20 protein-coding genes and 1 pseudogene are annotated in these 19,123 nt (G+C 69.1%); 5 read left to right on the top strand and 16 right to left on the bottom strand.

The window, feature by feature from the left end; genetic code table 11:
• Positions 1–24: 24 nt before the first annotated feature.
• From QIS96_RS34610 to QIS96_RS34575, 8 genes and pseudogenes are all read right to left on the bottom strand, one after another.
• Complete coding sequence (locus tag QIS96_RS34610; RefSeq protein WP_282546812.1) at positions 25–1,785, bottom strand: relaxase/mobilization nuclease domain-containing protein; 1,761 nt, start codon at positions 1,783–1,785, stop codon at positions 25–27.
• Positions 1,785–2,282 carry a plasmid mobilization protein gene (locus QIS96_RS34605; RefSeq protein WP_282546811.1) on the bottom strand — a complete coding sequence of 166 codons (498 nt, stop codon included), beginning with the start codon at positions 2,280–2,282 and terminating at the stop codon, positions 1,785–1,787. Before QIS96_RS34605 ends, QIS96_RS34610 begins: the two co-directional genes overlap by 1 nt.
• 142 nt (positions 2,283–2,424) lie before the next feature.
• Positions 2,425–2,649 carry a hypothetical protein gene (locus QIS96_RS34600; protein ID WP_282546810.1) on the bottom strand — a complete coding sequence of 75 codons (225 nt, stop codon included), beginning with the start codon at positions 2,647–2,649 and terminating at the stop codon, positions 2,425–2,427.
• Between the two features lie 101 nt (positions 2,650–2,750).
• Positions 2,751–3,789, bottom strand: a pseudogene (locus tag QIS96_RS34595) (DUF2637 domain-containing protein).
• Positions 3,786–4,352 carry a WhiB family transcriptional regulator gene (locus QIS96_RS34590; RefSeq protein WP_282546809.1) on the bottom strand — a complete coding sequence of 189 codons (567 nt, stop codon included), beginning with the start codon at positions 4,350–4,352 and terminating at the stop codon, positions 3,786–3,788. Before QIS96_RS34590 ends, QIS96_RS34595 begins: the two are co-directional and overlap by 4 nt.
• A 119-nt stretch (positions 4,353–4,471) precedes the next feature.
• Complete coding sequence (locus QIS96_RS34585) at positions 4,472–5,179, bottom strand: ATP-binding protein (protein ID WP_282546808.1); 708 nt, start codon at positions 5,177–5,179, stop codon at positions 4,472–4,474.
• Entirely contained in the window at positions 5,179–6,198 is a 1,020-nt protein-coding gene (locus QIS96_RS34580; RefSeq protein ID WP_282546807.1) for a hypothetical protein, read from the bottom strand. Before QIS96_RS34580 ends, QIS96_RS34585 begins: the two co-directional genes overlap by 1 nt.
• Position 6,199: 1 nt before the next feature.
• Positions 6,200–6,526 (bottom strand): transcriptional regulator, encoded by a 327-nt coding sequence (locus QIS96_RS34575; protein WP_282546806.1) that lies wholly within the window; start codon positions 6,524–6,526, stop codon positions 6,200–6,202.
• A gap of 426 nt (positions 6,527–6,952) precedes the next feature.
• Here QIS96_RS34575 and QIS96_RS34570 point away from each other — a divergent pair, with 426 nt between their 5' ends.
• Positions 6,953–7,387, top strand: a complete 435-nt coding sequence (locus QIS96_RS34570) for a Secondary metabolite protein (protein ID WP_282546805.1) — start codon at positions 6,953–6,955, stop codon at positions 7,385–7,387.
• A 28-nt stretch (positions 7,388–7,415) separates the two neighbouring features.
• Here QIS96_RS34570 and QIS96_RS34565 read toward each other — a convergent pair whose 3' ends face one another.
• Entirely contained in the window at positions 7,416–8,267 is an 852-nt protein-coding gene (locus tag QIS96_RS34565) for a helix-turn-helix domain-containing protein (protein WP_282546804.1), read from the bottom strand.
• A gap of 338 nt (positions 8,268–8,605) precedes the next feature.
• Here QIS96_RS34565 and QIS96_RS34560 point away from each other — a divergent pair, with 338 nt between their 5' ends.
• From QIS96_RS34560 to QIS96_RS34545, 4 genes are all read left to right on the top strand, one after another.
• Positions 8,606–9,148 (top strand): regulator component, encoded by a 543-nt coding sequence (locus QIS96_RS34560; RefSeq protein WP_282546803.1) that lies wholly within the window; start codon positions 8,606–8,608, stop codon positions 9,146–9,148.
• Positions 9,145–10,323 carry an MAB_1171c family putative transporter gene (locus QIS96_RS34555; protein WP_282546802.1) on the top strand — a complete coding sequence of 393 codons (1,179 nt, stop codon included), beginning with the start codon at positions 9,145–9,147 and terminating at the stop codon, positions 10,321–10,323. Before QIS96_RS34560 ends, QIS96_RS34555 begins: the two co-directional genes overlap by 4 nt.
• A 4-nt stretch (positions 10,324–10,327) precedes the next feature.
• Positions 10,328–11,479: a cytochrome P450 family protein gene (locus QIS96_RS34550; protein WP_282546801.1), complete on the top strand. Its 1,152-nt coding sequence runs from the start codon at positions 10,328–10,330 to the stop codon at positions 11,477–11,479.
• 229 nt (positions 11,480–11,708) lie between these two features.
• Positions 11,709–12,302, top strand: a complete 594-nt coding sequence (locus QIS96_RS34545; RefSeq protein WP_282546800.1) for an RICIN domain-containing protein — start codon at positions 11,709–11,711, stop codon at positions 12,300–12,302.
• Between the two features lie 238 nt (positions 12,303–12,540).
• Here the strand turns inward: QIS96_RS34545 and QIS96_RS34540 are convergent, their stop codons facing one another.
• The 7 genes from QIS96_RS34540 to QIS96_RS34510 form a co-directional block, all read right to left on the bottom strand.
• Positions 12,541–13,005: an NUDIX domain-containing protein gene (locus QIS96_RS34540; protein ID WP_282546799.1), complete on the bottom strand. Its 465-nt coding sequence runs from the start codon at positions 13,003–13,005 to the stop codon at positions 12,541–12,543.
• 64 nt (positions 13,006–13,069) lie between these two features.
• Positions 13,070–13,945, bottom strand: coding sequence for a glycosyltransferase family 2 protein (locus QIS96_RS34535; RefSeq protein ID WP_282546798.1), 876 nt, complete (start codon positions 13,943–13,945; stop codon positions 13,070–13,072).
• A gap of 94 nt (positions 13,946–14,039) precedes the next feature.
• Positions 14,040–14,834 carry a nucleoside phosphorylase gene (locus tag QIS96_RS34530; RefSeq protein ID WP_282546797.1) on the bottom strand — a complete coding sequence of 265 codons (795 nt, stop codon included), beginning with the start codon at positions 14,832–14,834 and terminating at the stop codon, positions 14,040–14,042.
• Complete coding sequence (locus QIS96_RS34525; protein ID WP_282546796.1) at positions 14,831–16,651, bottom strand: B12-binding domain-containing radical SAM protein; 1,821 nt, start codon at positions 16,649–16,651, stop codon at positions 14,831–14,833. The genes QIS96_RS34530 and QIS96_RS34525 overlap by 4 nt, the downstream gene beginning before the upstream one ends.
• Before the next feature lie 18 nt (positions 16,652–16,669).
• Positions 16,670–17,875, bottom strand: coding sequence for a DegT/DnrJ/EryC1/StrS family aminotransferase (locus tag QIS96_RS34520; RefSeq protein WP_282546795.1), 1,206 nt, complete (start codon positions 17,873–17,875; stop codon positions 16,670–16,672).
• A gap of 34 nt (positions 17,876–17,909) precedes the next feature.
• A complete protein-coding gene (locus QIS96_RS34515; RefSeq protein WP_282546794.1) occupies positions 17,910–18,377 on the bottom strand; it encodes an RpiB/LacA/LacB family sugar-phosphate isomerase in 468 nt (155 codons plus the stop codon).
• Positions 18,378–18,559: 182 nt separating this feature from the next.
• Positions 18,560–19,066, bottom strand: coding sequence for an NUDIX domain-containing protein (locus QIS96_RS34510; RefSeq protein ID WP_282546793.1), 507 nt, complete (start codon positions 19,064–19,066; stop codon positions 18,560–18,562).
• Between the last annotated feature and the right edge of the window lie 57 nt (positions 19,067–19,123).

The following is a 19,123-nucleotide window of genomic DNA, read 5'->3' as shown; positions in this document are numbered from 1 at the left end:
CGGCGAGCGCCTTCTCTAGTTCGCTCAACGGCGCGGTGGGCGGCTTCGCGGATCGGATGCAGCAGGACGGACCGCCGGTGCAGGGGTGTTCCGTTCGTTGGTGCGGTTGGCCGAGGTCCTATTCGGGCGGGTGCCGGACTGCGAGCGACGGTCGGCTTCGCCGGGGTGGGCGGGGAGGTGGGCGATCCGGCGAAGGCGCCAGACCAGGACGTCGTTCACGTCTGCGGCGGTGTCGAGTTCACGCATGTCGATGGCCTGCTGCAGGAGGGCCACGGGGTCGTGCCCCGCCTGCTCGACCTGGGCAAGGGTCGCGACCAAGGCATCGGTATTCGTCGACGGACTGTCTGCTCGCGGTCCTTGCACCGGCAGAGCCGCGCGGATGGTGGTCTCGTAGGTCCGGCGTTCGGCCTCCGGAAGGGCACGGCCCTGGTCGTGCAGCAGTCGCATCGGCCCAGCGGCGGCCTGCTGGTAGGCGGTCCGCAGGTGCTCGGCTGCCTGTCGGGAGGCGTGGGCCTGCTGGGCGTGGCCGCGGGCGGAGTGCCAGCGGGCGGCGGCGAGGGTGACCAGGACCAGGGTGGAGACGAGCATGGCGGTGGTGTCTCCGTCCTCGCCCCGGCCGAGAGCGCCGCCGGCCTGGACGATGCCTCGGGCGGCCGAGCGGAGAGCGCGGGTGTCGGCGCGTTCTGCTCGGACGTGGCTGCGGGTTGCCCGCTCGAAGGCGGTGGCGGCTGCGCGCAGTTCGGCGCGGGTGGCGGCCGGGGAGGTCTGGGCGACTGCGTCCATGAGTTCACCGACTCCGACGAGTTGGGCGGAGGCGGCAGCATCGTCGTTGGCGTCAAGGAGTACGGCGGCGCGTTCGGCGGCCCCGGTGGCGCTCCGTCGCTCTCGGGCAGGTGGGGACCACTCCGGTCGGCTGCCGGGGGCAACCGCGGATGGCGTCCCTTCGATGCCGTCGACCAACCGTTGTCGGATCTTCGGAAGGGACAAGTCGGGGGCCAGCTTGGAGCCGGGGTACCAGACCGGTTCACCGTTGCGGTTGCGGTCGCCGGGCAGGGCCACGTTGTAACCGAGGGCGTCACCCGACGGAGCGTGGCGCATTTTCACGCGCAGGCCCGCCTCGTGGAGCCGGGCGAAGAACTCCTCCTCGTCCTCCGCTCCCGCGACGGCCTGGCGGACGGCTTCGCGGAGTGTCTCGCGGGAGGACTCGGGGCGGCCGGTCCATTCGGCCTTGAACTTCTCGGCGCTGGTGGGGTTCTGGGCTGCGGTGCCGTCGCCTGCGTTGAGACGACGCAGGCCCATCTCCTTCTCGATGCGTCGGGCTTCGGACTGGGCCTTGTTGAAGTCGTAGTTGAGGCGAGGATTGCGCAAATCGCCGCGGACCAGGGTGGCGACGATGTGGATGTGGTCTTCTGCGTGGCGGACGGCGATCCACCGGCAGCCGTCGGGATCACCCTCCGGGGCGATTCCGGTGGCGTGGACGATGCGCTGGGCGACGGTGTTCCACTCGTCGTCGGAGAGCCGCCGGTCGCCGGGGGCGGTCCGGACCGAGCAGTGCCACACGTGCCGGGCGGGCGCGCGGTCACCGGCCTGCTTGACCCGGAGGTCGAGGGCGGCGGTGAGGCGGGCGAGAGCGACTTGCGGATCGGTGTCGCGGCCGGGGTCGAGGGCGAAGCCGTCCCAGGAGCCGACGAGGTGCGCGTCGGTGTGCTCCTCGCGCCTACCAGGGCCGTAGAGGTAGACAAGGAGTCCGTGGGTGCGGGAGCCGCGTCCGATGTCGGGAACCATCAAAGCCTCCTGGTCACCAGGTCGTTCGCAGCGTCGTCGAGGCGGCCGAGCGACGCGGTCAGAACGTTCAGGGCCTGGTCCAGTTCGCCGGGCCGCGGCTGGCCCCCGGCATTGTGGACGTAGGCGATCTGGTTGATGTTGTTGCCGATCCGGGCCAGCGCGGTACGCAGGGCGGCGAGTTCGTCGATGGCCGTGTCGAGTCGTTCGTTGGAGTGCAGGACGGTCGAACCGCGGGCAGCGGCAAGGCCGGCGGCAGCGAGGAAACGGGCGACGGTGATGCCGCGCTGCGCGGCGGCGGCGACGATCTCGGCCTTCTCGTCGTCGGAGAGGCGGGTGGTCGTCTTACGGGTGCGCTCGCTCGGGTTGCGGCTGCGGCGGCGCGGTTTGCGGTCAGGAAAGGCGGGCGCGCTCGGGCTCGGCTGCTCGCGGTGGTCGGCGCGGTCGGCTTCTCCCCCGGTGACCGGCGCCCCCTGGTGCCGGTCACCCGGCTGGTTCACGAGCGCCCTCGCTCGGGAACCAGCCGGGCTTCCCCCGCCTCCTGGGCGGGGGCAAGTGCGTGCGACGGGCCGTAGGACCGTCGTACGCGATAGCTTGCTCCGCCAGGAGCCGTCGTGGGGTCACGCTGCTGTTCGGCCGTGGTCACCGGCTCGTCTCCGGATCCTGCTGCTGGATTTCGCGGACGAGTTCCTCGATCCAGTCCATGGCCAGGACCGGGTGGTGCAGGGTCCAGGGGCGACTGCGCTGGTCTCGTTGCACGACCCAGGTGGTGTCGGGGCCGGACTGGGCACGGTGGAGGTGGCCGCGCTGGTGCAGGACGGTCAGCCAGGAGTCGACTTCGGCAGGCGTGGCCGGGAGGGTACGCATCGGGTGTCTCCGCTTCTGCGGTGGAGGGTTGTGAGACGGGCGTCCGGAGCGGGTGACCGACCGAGGTGACCGGCTCGGTCACCCGCTCCGGTGGTGTCTCGTCAGGTCCGGGCAGAGGTGACCGGCTGGCCGTGCTGGGCGCGTAGCTGGGCCATCAGGGCGGTCAAGGTGTCGCTGGACAGCGGGATTTGCTGGCCTCGGATCGCCTGGGCGACCACCTTGCGGGTCAGTTTGTCCTCTGCCCTGACGGCTGACCGGGCGATCTTCAGCAGTTCCTCGGTGTCCGGGTCTGGCCGCCGGGCACCAGGGATCCGCGCCTCTCGGTCAGTCACTGGCGCAGGGGTGATCGGCGAGGTGGGGACCGGCTCCGGGCCGTCCTGGTCACCAGTGACCGGCGCTGTGCCGTCGGGGCGTTCAGCGACAGGGGCCCCCGTGTCCGGCTGTCCGGGCAGGTCGGCGGCTTCGCGCGTCTGACCCCGATCACGGGTGACCGGCTGGCTGCTGTCCGCCGAGGTCCTGTCCTCGGCCAGTGACCGGATGGCGGAGGTCGGCTTGTCCAGGGGCAGCGGCGGCCGGTCGGTCAGGGCAGTGACCGGCTGACCAGCCGTGATCTGACCGGCCTCCGGCTGCTGCCCGACCCGGTCGGGCCGGGTGACCTCGATGCCATCACGCTGGTCCGCCTGACCGAGGTCCTCGCGGTCACTTCCCTCGACCGGCCCCCGGGCGATGAGGATGTAGAGGTGAACCGCTCCGGCCAGCGCGAGCGGGGCAATGGTGGACAGCACCGCGACCACCATGTCCCCGAGCCGGAGACCGGTGCTGGCGACCTCGTCCACGTTGAGCCGCACCGCGTGGAGCGCGTTGGCCCAGATGCTGGCGGCGGTGGCTGTACCGAAGAGCGTCCAGACGGGCGCGCAGGGGCGCGTTGCGGAGGACCAGGAGCGCTCGGATGCCGTAGGCGATGAACCCGTCGATCACCAGAGGGAAGAGGTAGGTGAGGAGGCCTCGGATGTGGATTGCAACGGCCATCTGCTGGAGGGCGTCGTACGACAAGGCGCATCCCGCTCCGCCCAGGGCGACGACGGCCGCGCGGTCCCATCCGGATATGTGTGCCGCCGTCGGCGTGCTCATGGTGGTCATGCCGCCGTCCCGAAGTCGTCGCGGCCCAGGTGCTCGTCGTCGGTCTCGGTTGGTTCGGCGGTCTCCGAGGGCTGGTCGAGTTCTCGGTTGCGCAGGGCGCGGCGGAGTTCGCGGTACCGCTTCTGGGCGTGCTCATCGGTGATCTTCAGAAGCCAGGCCAGGCGCTGCTCGGTCACTCCGTGGCGGTACGCGGCATGGACGACCGCGCGGCGTTCGGCCTTGGTGAGGTGGACGTCCCGGCCTCCGATCGTGTCGTTGACGCGGCTGTAGTCGAGGCGGTGGGCGAGCTTCTCGTGCAGCGGCCCGCGCTCCTCCTCAGTCAGTCCGCCTCGGATGCCGTCGGTGTCACCACCTTCCAGTGCGGCGTCCAGGCAGACCCGGCGGACCGGGCACTGACCGCACAGCGATTTCGCGGCGGCGATCTTGTCGGTCTCGTCGGGCTCCGGGAAGAAGGCCTCGGGGTCGACCGGGTTGTACTCGGTGCTCTGGCAGACGGCATCGGCCTGCCAGGTCTGGTCGCCGAGCGACCGGTGGCGGGCAGGGCTGTTCGTGGTGCTGGTCATGCGGGTTGCTCCGATCGCTCTCCGCGCGCAGAGGCGTCGGCGGAGAGGGGCGCTGGGTCGGGAGGGTCTTCGGGGTGGCCGGTAGAGGGCGCGACCCCCGCGTGGCGGCCTGCGGCGGGTCAGGCGGCGGCGCGGCGACGTCTGCGGTCGACCGGCTCGAACTCGACCCGGGTGGTCATCTGCGCGAGCCTGCTGGTCACGCGGTCACCGAGATAGGACCGGAGGTCCTTGATCGCCAGGTTGGTGGTGATCAAGGTCGGGAGTTCGTAGTTGTACCGGCGGTTGATCAGCCGGTACGTCACTTCCTCGACCCACTCGCTGGCCTTGGCCGCGCCGAGGTCGTCGATGATCAGCAGCGGGCAGCGGCTGACCGCCGCCAGCTCCCGCTCGCTGTCGACCCCGGGCCGGGGGCGCAGTTCGGCGTACAGGTCGGCGGCGGTGGTCGCGCGCCAGCGCACGCCGACTCCGCTCTGCACCAGCCCCCGGACCGCGCCGTACGCCTGGTAGGTCTTGCCCGCTCCGACAACCCCGGCCATCAGCAGGCTGGGACCGGTGGTGACCTGCGGCCTCGCTCCCCGGCTGGGGGCGACGGCAGCCTCAGCGACCCCCCGGGCCCAGGCCAGGACCTGGGGGTGGTCGGCGACAGCGGACTGGTACCGCGGGGGCATTCCGGCCAGCAGGGCGTCCAGCGGGGAGAACGGCTCGGGCTCATCGGGCAGCGCCGCGACATCGGCCTGGTCGATGTCGCGGGCGGCCAGGATCCGGGCCATGCGGTCCAGGGTGCCCTCGCTCCCGAGCAGCTGCGGCTCGCGGTGGCGGGTGCGCATCACAGCTCCTCGGCGTAGGCGGCGGCAGCGTTGGCCGGGTTGGTCCACGCCTGGTGGGCGGGCACGTTAGGCCGGATTCCCGGCCGCGCCAAACCCCCGGGGCGGGCGTTCATCGCCTCGTTGACCATGCTGGTCAGCACGCTCGGGTGCTTCGGGTTGGCAGCGAAGTTCGCCAGCCCGGCACGGATGTGCTCCGGAGCGATGCCTTCGGCAAGGAGCTTCTTGGTGATCCGCCCGAGGTGTCCGAGCACGTCGCTGGGCGGGCGCTCGTCGCAAGCGGCGACGTACTCGCCGACGAGCTGGCTGGTCGAGATGCTGGCTGCGGGCGCTGTGCGCCCCGTAGGGACAAGAGATCCAGGATCCAAGATCCTAGATCCAGGCGCCGAGCCCTCTCCGACGCTTCGGGGAGGGCTCGGGGAGACCTCGGAGAATGCGCCCTGACCTGCGCTTTTTGTTCCAGGACGGCCGGGAGCGTCGACCATGCAGTCGGCGGCTTCCTGCCCACCGTCAGGAGCCCCGCCCGGGTGTCCAGGAGACGCCGAGGCGGTCTTCGCAGGCAGATCGAGGGTTCCGGGAACGCTCGGCGAAGTCTCGGTGAGCCCTCGGGGAGCGGTGGACGAGCCCTCGGTCCGCTTGGTGCAGACGCCCTTGCAAGGAGCGCACCGGTCGGAGGCCTGGTGCTGCGGGCAGGAGGGCAGGCGCGACTGGCTCGGCTTGTCGATCTTCTGATGGCCGGACCAGGTCACGATGTGGAGGTACCGGCGTCCGTCGCAGCCGGTGTACCGGCAGATCAGGTCGGCGTTCGCGAGCTGGTGGAGGTCGTCTTCGACGTGGACCGATGTGTGCTCGGCGCGGAGGGGCCAGAGGAGCCCGGCGATGATCGCGGCGTTGTCGCGGTGGCGGCCGTGGTCGTCGGCCTGGGTGAGCAGTCCGAAGAAGGTCCTCTCGGCTTCCACGGTCACTTCGGCGAGCGACTCCGAGAAGAACGCCTCCGGCTTGATGGTTCGAATCCGCGCCATGTCAGCAGCCCCGGCCTGCGGCGACCAGGTCGCTGCGGGTGAGGCTGGCGTCGACGAGGTCGAAGGTGTGCGGTCGCGTCCAGTCCGCGTCCGGCCAGACCCGCAGTATCCAGCGGCCCGCGACCCTGGCGGTGGTGCGGGACAGCTCCATGGTCTTCCCGGCCTCGTCCTTGGCGATGGCGTGCAGGTGAGGCCACGTCTGCGTCGGGTCGCTGAAGCTGACCCGGATGGTGGCCGCGCCCGGGATCATGTCGGCGAGCTGTGCAGCGAGGCGGTTCTGGCGGCCGGTGTCCGGGCAGGCCAGGGTTACGCTCGGCATGGCGAGCATGCGATACTCCGTTGTTCGTAGGAGCGCGGTGCGGCGGTTCTCGTGCAGAAAGCCCAGCCGCCCGCGAGATGTGAATCGGCATCCTTCGGGGTGCCGGCCCGGCGCTTGGGAGTTGGTAGCTCCCGGGCGCCGGTCTCTTTGCCCCGCGGTTCATGGCCCGCGCGCGTGCATCGCCTTCCCCTCCCGGTTGGCCCCGCCGGTGTTCTCGGTTGCGCGGGGACCAGCACCGTATGAGGATCCCTCGCACAAGTCCAGGCCCTTCGCACCCGCTCCGACCAGGCGCGGAACACTTAACTGGACGACTGCGAGGAAGAACGTACACCGCAATGGCACGCAATCGTCAAGTGCGGTGGCGGCGGATGGGGCGAGGTCAGGCGCGAGCACCACTGGAGTGGATAGGATGGCCCTCATAACGAAGGGCAGGAGATGACGACCGAGAAGAGCTTCGCGGAGCTGCTCGACCACCTATTCCAGACGGTGCACCCGAAGGGGCGTGCCTTCACGTACGCGGAGGTCTCTCAGGGCATCCGTGACGCCTCCGGCGTGGCCATCTCCGCGAGCGCCATCCAGCAGCTTCGCACCGGGGTCAACAAGAACCCGAAGATGCAGACCATCCGGGCGCTGGCCGGCTTCTTCGGGGTGGAGCCCAGCTACTTCTTCGACGAGGAAGAGGCCGAGCGCCAGCGTGCCGAGATCAACGTGGTCGCTGCTATGCGCGACCAGGGCGTGCGCCGGGTCGCCTTGCGCGCCAATGGGCTAAGCCCGGAGAGCCTGGACATGCTGACCGCCGTGATCAATCAGGCCCGTCGGCTTGAGGGGGTGCCGGACACTGAGGACTCGGACTTGCTCGACGACGAGTAGGCCTGCCGGAAGCAGCAAGCCCCTACCCTCAATCAGGCACCGCCGGACCCAAGGCAACCTCCAACAGCACGACCACGCGGAGGAGTTCGCTGCGCATCGACCGCAGGGCGACGAGACGGACAGCCACCTCGCGCCCCTGGTGGTACGGGAGCTTGAGTCGGCGTAGAGCACCGTGTGAGTGCTCTACCACCTCGCAGCGATCCCACATCTCCCGCGCGAGGGACGACCCCGCGACGACGTCCCTCTCCAATTGCAACAGCGCCTGATTCTTCGGGTGACGGGTGCGCTCGTAGCGAATCCGCCCCAGGAAGGGGCGTGCCCAGTCCTTCTCCCAGGCCACGAGTTGCTCACGAGCCTCCGGCTCCAAGAGCGTCCATCTCATCTGATTGGCGGCCCGGCGGGCGACCCAGGGGAACCAGTCCCGCATCGGCTGGTTGTGGCCGATCACGTTCCATTCGAGATCCGTCGCGAAGGCGGGGGCTGGGGCCTGAGTGTCCAGGAACTGCTGGAGCAGCACCTCATCCACCTCCGCCGCCTCGCCTGCCTCCGGCAGCGCCGCAAGGATCGGCGGGCGCCCAACCGCCTTCAGGTACAGGGCACGGCGTTCCGCGGGGTTCAGTCGCAGCGCGGACGAGACCCGGTCCAGGAAGTCGGCCGAATAGTCGGCTTTGACGCTGCGCTCCAAGGCGCCGTACCAACGGACACTCACGCCAGTCAGGCGGGCCACATCGCTCTGCGTGAGCCCTTCACCCCGCCGCCCGGCGACCGCCAGGCCCGGGATCTTCAGGGGGTTTGTGCGCCTGCGCCATGACCGCAACAGCACAGGCAGAGGCTCGCCGTCGAGGTCACCGCCCTCGTCCCGCTCACCCTGAGTTTCCATGACCTGAAATTAGATCCCGCCCCAGAGTGATATGCACCACGGAGTCACCCGAATCCCCGTCACCGGATCATGAATCCGTCATTCAGCGTAGTCGGGCATAACGGGTGATCAATTCTTCAATCAAAATGCCAACACGTACGTTCCCCCGGGCTGGTCTGCATCACTCGTTCCGGCAAGATCCGAAAGGTGCGCCACGCGCTGATCGACGACATCCCCGCAGCTCACTTTCCGTAACCGGAACTACGACTTCCGGGAAGTGCAAGTTCCGCCTTCCTCTTGGCATCCTCATGGCCGCTCACCAGCAAAGTGGCACATAGACGAGGTCGAGGGGAATTTCCATGCCCTTGCCAGAGGATGGCGAGAGTCGACTGCGCGATTGGTGCGAGGAGCAGGTCGATCTCCTGCACCTACCGTACCGATTCAGCACGCGGGAATTGCGCGAGGCGATATCCGAACAGCGCGGGAAGCGGATCATTTTGAACCCGCTGACCACGCTCGGAGTCGTCGACGCACCTTGCGGCATACGCCTCGAAACCCCGGCGGCGGACCTCCTCTTCTATGAAGAAGGCACCTCTATACACCACCAGCGGCACATCCTCACACACGAACTGTGCCATGTGTACTGCGATCACCCGGGAAGCCTGGAAGTCGACGCGAAGACGGTCCGCTCCCTCGGAGTGAACCCCACTCTGGTGATGCGCATGTCGGGACGTACGAGTTACTCGTCAGCCGACGAACGTCAGGCAGAAATGATGGCCACGGTTATCCGGTGGCGAATCTATCGTGACCGCGAGTTTCCTTCTCTCCAGCCGGAAAAGGGACCGGATAGCTGGGACGCGCTCTTTGCCCAGCCCTTCAAGAGGGGTCGGTTCGGCCGATGAACGTTGTGTTCCTGGGCATGGCTTTCCTGCTCGCGCTGGCGGCCGGCTACTGGACGTTCGGCCGAGGGTCGCCCCGTCCGGCTGGCACACGGGCCATGGGCGCGCTCCTCGGAGCCTTCGCCCTGGCATTCGCTTCCTACTCGCCGCTGGTCCAGGACGCTGTTGAGACACTGGTGCCGCACGTCGCACGCCTGCTGAGCAATTCCGCGTCGCTGGCGGCGGCTACGGCAGTCGTGGCCGTTGCCCTCCAGCTCAACCTGGACCCCCTGGAGGCCCGCCGCCGGATCCGAGTGAACCTCGCCCTCCTCGTAGCGGCGATCTCCGGCATGACCGTCCTGTTCGTCTTCGAAGGGCTGACCCACCGTTCACCGCAGGTGTACGCGCTCTACTTGTTCGTATACGTCTCCTGCCTCGGACTGGCGGTCGTCAATTTCCTGAGACAAGCCATACGCCAGTCGAACTCGACACGGCGAAGCAGCGTCCGAGCAGGCCTTCGGATGGCAGCGGCGGGCTGCGCCTTCGCCCTGCTCTACGTCGCCTACAAGCTGACACGACTCGTCGACCTGGGCCTCGGGCTGGGTCTCATCGACAACAATTCGCAGTGCTCCTCGCTCGCCGGCACATGTGCCTTCAGCGTCATGGCGCCCGCGCTCGCCGTCCTCCTGATCTGCCTCGGCCTGACCTGGCCCGCCGTCGCCTACCCGATCAGCCAGGCACGCCGTCGGCGGTGGGAAGTGCAGTCCTTCGAGGCGCTCGGCCCCCTGTGGCAGGACCTGACGGCCGCACTGCCGCATGTCGTCCTCTCGTCCGTGGACGCCGAACACGCGTCGGCTGACTCGGACTTCATGCTTCAGCGGCGCGTCATCGAGATCGCCGACGGCATCCTCGCGCTAGGGCCCTACCGGTCCCGCGAGGTACAGGAAGCGGTTCAGGGCACCGTCGACGCCGGGACGGTGCAAGGCGCCGCAGTGGTCGAGGCGACCGTAGTAGAGGGCGCGCTCATCGGCCTGAAGAGCGGACGGTTCTCCGACAGCGTCGCCCCGCCATCGTCGGAGGCCGCCTCCCGCAGAGATCTGCGCGCGGACACGGAGTGGCTCCTTCTGGTGGCGCGCGCCTATGTCAGCCGTGTCGGACGTGATGTCGATGGCGGCCAACCGCAGTCCAGTGGAACCTGAGTTCATGACCGACGAGACTCAGGACCCCTACGTGGCCATGCGGTCCACGTGCCCCGTGCAGGCCGTACCTGCCGGCTCCGGCAGGCGTCCCAGCTATCTGGTCACCGGGTACGCGGAAGCCAGAGAAGCCCTCGGCGACGCCCGGCTCTCGAAAGACACGGCTGTCTTCTTCGCGGGCAAGCAGTCACGTCGCCGCCTGCACCCCGCGGTCGCCCACACCATGCTGGCCAGCGACCCTCCCCAACACACCCGGCTACGCAAGCTGGTGACCAAGGCATTCACAACTGGAGCCGTCGCGGAACTGCGTCCATACATCACCCAAGTCACCGACGAGCTGCTCGACCAATGGCCCGCTGACGAACCGTTCGACTTCATGGCCGGCCTGGCGGTGCCGCTGCCGGTCATCTTGATCTGCGAGTTGCTAGGAGTTCCGCAGGCCGACCGGCCCGCTGTCCAACGTTGGTCCGCCGATCTGTTCGCGGCGGGAGAGCCGGATGTCATCGACGCGGCCTCGCACGCGATGGCCGACTACATGATTGGCCTCATCGCCTCCAAGCGCCTCGCCCCCGGCAGTTCCCTTCTCGACCGGCTGATCTCAGCTCGCGACGGAGACGACCACCTCAGCGAGGAAGAGCTCGTCTCCCTGGCCGTGCTGCTGCTCACGGCCGGACACGAGACCACCACCAACGCACTCGGCAACGCCCTCCTTGCTCTGCTCCTGCACCCGGCTGCGCTGGAGCGACTGCGAGTGAATCCAGATGAGATCCCTGCCGCGCTGGACGAATTGCTTCGCGTCGGCTCTCCTGTGAGTACGGCCACCTTCCGGTTCACCAAGGAACCCGTCACGCTCGGCGATACGGATGTACCAGCTGGCGTCCCGGTCCTGGTCGCCCTCGGGGCAGCCAACCGAGACCCAGCGCGGTTCCCGGCACCGGACCAGCCTGACCTGGACCGCAACGCGGCAGCCCACCTTGCCTTCGGCCACGGCATCCACCGCTGCGTCGGCGCGCCCTTGGCCAAGGCCGAGCTGGAGATCGCCCTACGAGCAGTGCTGACCCGATTCCCCGGTATCCGCCTTGCCGTACCGATTGACCGGCTGAACTGGAAGCACACCCGTCTCGTCCGTGGACTTGCTTCGCTTCCCGTCCGGCCGTAACCGCGAAGCAGGTGTGTTCTGTGACGGTGAAGACAGTGGCGTGCCGCATGCTGACCTGGGTTGATTGGGTTCGACGACGCCAATGTGCGTCATGCCCTCGACCGCTGGCGCAGGAACTCCGAAGCCACCTGGGCTAGGTGCGAGTTCGGCGAAACCTTTCGCTGCGCGGTGGATCCGCAGGATGACGAATCGGGGTGCTACGCAGAGTGGACCCACGAAAGGAGCATTCATGCGTTCACTCCCTGCTCGTCGTCTCTGCACCGCCGTACTCGGTCTCGGTCTGACGGCCGCCGCGCTGGCGCCCGCGTCCCCGGCGGCCGCCACCGATTTCGAGATCGACGATGTGCAGATCGTCAGCCGGCACACCGCGGGCATGTGGCAGGCCCAGAGCAACGGGACCGGTGACGGCACCCAGGTCGCCACGTACCGCGAGGGCGGTGACCACGACAATCGGCTCACGGACCGCTGGAGCCTGGTCTTCACGGCAGGCTGGGTGCAGTTCAAGAACGCCCAGACCGGCAAGTGCGCACAGATCATGGACGGCGCGATCGAGTACAAGGAGCTCCATCTCCAGCCCTGCAACAGCGCGAACGACCTCCAGTTGTTCCGCGTGAGCACCGACCCGATCACCAACGGAACGGGCGGGGAAGCCACCCTCGGCGACATCACGCAGGGCAGGACCGTGTTGATCAAGCCCAAGGGCAACCCCCGGCTCGCCGTCGCCCTCGAAGAGCAGGGCAACCGTCACTGGACCCAACTCCAGCTCCGCACCGCCGAACCCGCCACCGACCGGATCTGGATGGTCGAGCGCTACAGCAGCTGAGGCGCACCAGCAGGATCGCGGCGAGACCGCGCTGCGCTCGAAATGGGCGGCCACCCGCTCCGTGGCACCGGTGGCCGCCCGGTCTCCAGCAGCCGATGCGCCGACCCAGGCGGGACGGCGCATCTCCCGCCTCTGCGACCGCAGATGTACGCGACGCCCCGCCCCCGCCGCCCTCGGGTCCGGCCACGTGCGCCGATGGCGCGAGTCCGGGCGACGCCGGTCTACCCGATGTGAGGGCTCAGCCGCGGCGCCCGAGATAGACGGCACCGCGAGTGTCACCGTCTTCCAGTGCAGCAATGCGCTCTCGGTAGTCCGGATCCAAGGTACGAAGGGTGAGGACTTCACCCAACGGAACCCATTCCAGGCCGAGTTGCTCAGGGTCCTCGTTGTGGCCGCCGGGCAGCTCCGGGCTCCCGGTCAGCGTGCAGAGGAAGGTGATCTCGACGCGGTGGACCGGCTGCCCGCCTTCGTGTCCGTAGGGCTTCTCGTGTACGAACAGAAGTCGGTCAGCGACGACGGTCAGGCCTGTCTCTTCGAGGACTTCGCGTTCTACCGCGTCGGGCAGTGCCTCGCCTGGTCGCTGTCCGCCGCCGGGGAGGAAGTGGCGCTCCTGGCCCTCCCACAAGTTTCGGGTGAGCAGGACACGGCCTTCGTGGACGATGACAGCCTTGGCCGAGTTCCTGATGCGCGGCTTCGGGTCCATGAGGTGAGGTTCCTTGAGGAGACGCTCGTACGGAGCGGCTGAGCGGGATGGCTCGGGCAGGTCGTCAGACGATGGGTGGCCGTCCGGCGAAGGAGAGGCGGGCCACGGTACGCCAGGTCATCGGTGAGCGTTCGCCGTGGCCTCCTCGCAGGCCCTCGCGGAACCCGTCGAACGAGGCGCGCAGGGCCGACCGCGTACGCACACGGGTGAGCGTCAGGAGCATCCAGACGGCGAGGTTCAGGGGTGCCAGTGGGGCGGGGAGGGCGCGGCGTGCGAGCCAGACGCGGTTGCGGGCGCTCAGCCGGTAGAAGGTGGCGTGCCGCGCGGGGTCGGTCGCGGGGTGGTTGACGATGATCTCGGGGGCGTAGTGGCCGGTGTGGCCTTGGTTCCACAGCCGCCAGGCGAGATCGATGCCCTCGTGGAAGAGAAAGAAGTGTCCGGGCCAGCCGCCGACGGCGTCGAAGGCGGTCCGGCGGATCATGACGACGCCTTCGGCCATGACGGTCACGGTGCCCCCGCGTTCGGGGTCCCCGGCGCGCAGGCGGGGCACCCAGCGTCGCAGGGTTTCTCCGGTGGTGGGATCGCAGATGCGTGGCTGGGCGTAGGCCGCGTCGGGCTTCCGCTCAAGGAGCGCGGCGAGACGGGCGAGGGTGTCCGTGGAGGGGAGGAGCGCGTCGTTGTCGAAGAAGAAGATGTACTCGCCCCGGGCCTCCCGGGCACCGACGTTGCGGCCCTCGGGGATGCCTACGTTCTCCCCCAGGGTGACGGTGCGCACGCCGGGCGGAACCTGGTCGGGGGTACAGCCGTTGCCGACCACCACCACGTCCAGGTCCACGCCTTCCTGTGCCAGGAGCGAAGCGAGGGCCTGGGGGAACTCCACAGGCCGGTCGTTCATCGTCAGGACCACAGCACCGATCGTGGGGCGTGCTGTCTCGCTCATCCTCGGGATTCCTCTGCTCGCCGGACAGTGTTCGCCTGTGCATCACCGCGTCGTCATGCTGGGATTCCGTACCTTAGCGGTCTCCCTCGTCCGCCTACGGTTGCGCGGCTGCGGCGACAGCGGTCAGGGCACCTTCCAGCGCGGTGCCGAGCGCACGCCGGATGCCGGGGGCGTCCCGGCGCGGGCGGCGGTCGATGAGCGAGTCCGCCGCGACGAACACCGCCGCAGCGGGGACGGCGCGGTGCTGGGCCACTGCGAAGACGGCCGCGGCCTCCATGTCGGCTGCCAGGACACCGCGAGCACGATGGTGGGCGACCTCGGCGGCGGTTTCGCGGTACGGAGCATCCGTGGTCCAGGCCATGCCCTGTCGGACCGGAGTGCCGAGTGCTGTGAGAGCCCCCGCCAGCCGGCCGGTCAGGGTCTCGGACGGCTCCACGGTTGTGCCGGGCGCGAGGTAGTGGTGGGAGACCCCTTCGTCGCGCAAGGCCTGGGTGCACACCACGAGGTCACCAGCGGTCAGGCCGGGCTGGAGCGTGGCGCATGTGCCCACGGTGATCACGCGCCGGGCCCCGAGCGCGATGATCTGTTCGAGGACGAGGGCGGTCGCGGGGGCACCAGGGCCGAAGCCGCCGCAGATCCCGAGGGCCCGGCCTTCCCGATCCAGGAGCCGGAGGTGCCCGCGGACCCAGCCATCCTGCGGGCGGGTGGGGTACACCTCCTGGGCGTGGTCCATCGTGCGCTGCTGGTAGAGGAGGACCACGCCGTCGAGTTGGGTGAGGGTGGCGTCTGGGTGCCGGTCGCGGACGTAGGCGGCGTGCTCGCCTGGGTCGACGACCGACGGCAGGGCGTGCTTGCCCTCGTACAAGGGGAACGACGGCTCGGAGGTCATACGCCGGATTCCCGGGCGGCGAGCTGGATGCCGAACTGCGCCTCAGCCTCGCGGTTGACGTCGTCGACGGTGTGCCAGGGCAGGACGGCGTCGTCCATGTGGCGAAGGTGCCGTTCGTAGTCCAGGCGATGTCGGCTCAGGGCGTCGACGAGCTGTTCCTTGGTGACGGTGTTCAGGTCGGTGCCGGCGTCGTAGAGGTCTTCCAGAACATGGCCGATGCGGCGGTCGCCGCGCGAGCAGACGACTTCCAGGTGCATGCGGCTGGCTCCGTTGGTCAGCACCCGGTAGTGCTCGCCGAACTCCTCCTCTCCCACCAGGGACCGGAGTTGTGCGGCGATCTCTTCGCCGTACCGCTCGGCGACGTCGGGGTCCTCCATGCGCAATCGCTGGGAGACGGTGCCGGGCTTGGGCATGAACTGGTGGAGTTTGACGATCACGAAGGCGTCGTCGCCGCCGAGGCGGGCGCGCACGTCGCGGGCGTAGTCAGCGACGGCCATCCGGTCCGCGTGCGTCTCGCCGGGGGCGCCGACGATGAAGTACAGCATGACCGTGTTGACGTGCCCCGTCTCGCGGCACAGGTCGATCGCCTTGTCCACGCGCTCGCGGGTCATGGTCTTGCCGTACAGGGCTACGAGGTCGCCGGATGCCCATTCGGGGGCGACGGTGATCACGCCGCGGGCTCGGGCGGGGAGGTTGAGCTCGGTGAAGAGGTGGCCGAAGTCCCCGAGGCTCGTGACGGCGTCGAGGTAGTCGGTGCTGATCTCGTCCGCGCGGATGGACCCGATGATCGTGGTGACCTGCTCGCCCTTGGCCTCCGCTCGGCGGGCGTATGCCTGGATGTGCTCCAGGAGTTCGCGGCGGTGCTTGTACTGGGTGAAGGTCGGCGCGCTGATGATGATCGTGCGTACGCCGTGGTGTTCGAGCTGGTCGATGTAGCCGGTCAGCATCTCCAGCGGCGCCTGCCGGAATGGGGGGACGCCGAGGTTGCAGAAGCCGCAGGTGTGGCGGCAGCCGCGTACGGGGTGCAGTCCGGCGGCGGTGCCGTCGGTGACCGGGTACAGGAAGTGCGAGGAGCGCAGGGAGCCGACGGGGTGGTACTGGGCGTGTACGGCAGGGGGGATGGTGAGCCTCTTGGGGCGGATCGAGGTGACGCCGCCGCCGGGCGCGTAGGTGGGCTCGTAGAGACTGGGGACGTAGAGGCCGGGGACGCGGGCGATCTGTTCGAGCAGCGGCATTCCGTCGGTGAGGTGGCGGTCCTGGCGGTGGGCGTGGAGGGTGCGGATCAGCTTCGGAAGGCTGGTGTCGGCCTCGCCGATGGCCACGACGTCGAGGTAGTCGGCCAGGGGTTCGGGGTCGGCCAGGCCCTGGTTCCCGCCGATCACCAACGGGTGCACTCCCGGAGTGCGGTCGGCCGAGCGGCGCGGGATGCCGGCCAGATCCAGGAGCCGTAACACGCTGTGCAAGTCGCCCGCGTTGATCGCGGAGATGCCGACGATGTCAGCCTCGGCCAGGGGCAGTTGGGACTCGATGCTGCGGTACGGCTCCCCGTCCGGGGTGAGAAGCCGGTTCCCGTCCCGTACGAGGCAGTCGTACTCAAGGGCCCGCTCGGCGACGGCGGGAAGGTCCGGGGTGCGGTTGATTAGGTCGTGCAGGCTCATAGGCCCGTTGCACATCAGGCTGTAGGCGTGCCCGAAGGGGATGGCGAAGACCATGCGCAGCAGGCCGACTTCGCCTGCCGGGTCCTTGGGCGGATAGGGGCCGGCGAGCTGGATCTCGCGGGCTCGGATCGTCTCGACTTCCTTGCCGATCTGGGACATTCGGGTGGTCCTCTCGGTTCAGGAGGCGTCGTACGTTTCCGCGACCGTGGCGGTCGCCTGACGGATGGCGCCGCAGATGGCCGCCTCGTCGTGCTCGCTCATGCGGGGGTGCAGGCAGGGGCACAGCAGCCGCGCGGCGAGTTGTTCCGCGCGCGGGCAGTGCTGGCCGGTGGTGTGGGCGCGGATCAGGTCGTGGCTGAGGTAGGTGACCGGGTCGTTGACGATGGAGCCGACCTTGTGCTCGGCGGCCAGGGTCTCCATGAGCGCGTCACGGCCTGAGCCCGCCCAGGCCTCAGGAACGAGGAGGTTGTGGCGGTAGTACAGGTGCGTCTGGTCGTGCACGGTCGGCGGCAGCGTCAGCTGCTCGATTTCCGCGAGGTGCGCGGTGCGCTCGTGCGCGCGGGCGATGCGGGCGGTGTTCATCTCGTCCAGCCGCTCCAGCTGGACGATGCCGACGGCGGCCTGCATCGCGCTGAGCATCTGGTTCACGCCCCACTGCGTGCGCCCGCCGTAGGTACGCAACCTGCGCAGGTTCTCCGCGAGCGCGCGGTCCTGCGTGGTGACCATGCCGCCCTGGCCGAAGGTGGTCATGAGCTTCTTCGACTCGAACGAGAAGACCGTGGCCCAGCCCTCCGCGCCGACCGGTGCGCCCGTCGGGGTGCGGCCGCCGCAGGCCCTGGCCGCGTCCACGATCACCACGGGCGGCCCGTGGACCGGGTGAGGGTGGTTGTGGGCGAGATCGAGGAAGGGCCGGATGTCGGCGACGGCCCCGTTCCAGTGGGTGAGCAGGATCGCCCGTGTGCGTTCCGAGAGAACGCGTTCGGCATCTGCCGGGTCCAGGTTGAGGGTGACCGGGTCGGGCTCAGTCAGGACCAGGCGGCCGCCCTGGCCGATCACCGCGAGGTGAGGGCCGACGAAGTTGATCGCGCACGAGACCACCTCGTCCCCCGGCTGAAGGTCCAGGTGGCGCAGCACCATCTCCAGCGCGGTGCCGCCGGAGTTGAAGGTCACGGCGTAGTTGGCGCCGGTGTGGGTGGCGAACGCTTCCTCGAAGTCCGCCACCGGGGCGGTGTTCTTCCACCCGGTGCGCCAGTCGTCGCAGGCGGCCAACATCTCGCGTACCGCTTCGTGTTCAGCGGCGGTGTACCAGCCGCCTTGCGCGGGCTCGACCGGCCAGCGCAGGCCGGTCAGGGTGCGGGGCACGGTTGCAGGGTTCGTCGGCATGCAGAACGCTCCTGAAGAACATCCGGAACAGCGGTCAGCTGTGGCCCTGTTCGAGGGCGGAGATACGGGCGACCTTCGCCGCTGCTGAGCAGTCCGGGTCGAAGCGGCAGGTCAGCCATTCGGCAGTGAGCCGGCGGGCTACGGCGAGGCCGATGATTCCCTGACCGAGGCACAGCACTTGGGCGTTGTTGGACAGCACCGAGGCTCGGACGGAGACCTCGTCGTGAGCGCAGGCGGCCCGGACGCCGAGGACCTTGTTGGCGGCGATGGCGACGCCGAGGCCGGTGTGGCACACGAGCAGCGCGCGATCTACTTCTCCGGCGGCGACGAGCCGTGCGGCCGCGGTCGCGATCTCCGGATACGCACCGGGGCCGTCGCCATGCACTCCCACGTCGGTCACGGAGGAGACCAGGTTGCTCGCGTTCAGGTCGGCCCTCAGGGCCTCCCGGTACTGGCGGCCGGCTTCATCCGAACCTACGGCGATACGAAGCTTCCTCACCACGAACAGCCTTTGCTTAGAGGGGTGTTGGAGCTGGCGAGCATCGCGTCTCTTTGAGTGTTGGCGGCGCAGAGGAAGTCCGGGGATCGGCAGGTTCCCCTGCGCCGCTCATCCGGCACCGAGCCTTCGATTCAGGTCCGCTGCCAGGTCGCGCACCCTTCCGCCTGCGTCGGCGGAAGGGCCGTCTAGGAACGGGGCGGTGAGCCGGATTCCAGGTACTGGGCCCCGGACTCGCCCTGGAGCACCGCCAACGCCGCCGCGATGCGACGGTGGTGGTAGGGCTGGCAGTGGGCATGGAGCCAATCGGGGTGGACGAACGCGAAAGAGCTCAGCTCGCTCTCCTCGCCCTCCGGGGCTTCGGGCAACGAGATCTTGCCGAGGGCCTGTTCAGGCAACGTGCCACCGTCGAAAACGAAGTTGAAGCCTTCGACAGACCCGGTCTCGGGATCGGCCTCGACGTGATCGACGACCAAGAGGCGCTGGGGCTCGATGTCGAGGCCGAGCTCCTCCCGGGCTTCGCGTCGCGCGGCAGCGGATGCGCCTTCGCCGGGCTTCGCGCCGCCGCCGGGCACGATCCAGCCGGGCTTGTACGACGGCCGGACCAGGAGTACGTCCCCGTCCTCGCTGCGGATGAGGAGCTGACCGCCGATGCGGCGGTGCCCGGGAGCAGCGTAGTCGGTGTCTTGATGCACGACGGAGAGGTCCCCTTCATGGATAAGTCGCCTGCGGCGATTCGCGCTGGAGGCTGA

It is taken from the genome of Streptomyces cavernicola, assembly GCF_029968035.1.
GTDB lineage: Bacteria > Actinomycetota > Actinomycetes > Streptomycetales > Streptomycetaceae > Streptomyces > Streptomyces cavernicola.
Note: the sequence above shows the minus strand (reverse complement) of the source record. Positions and strands in the feature narration are given on the sequence as shown.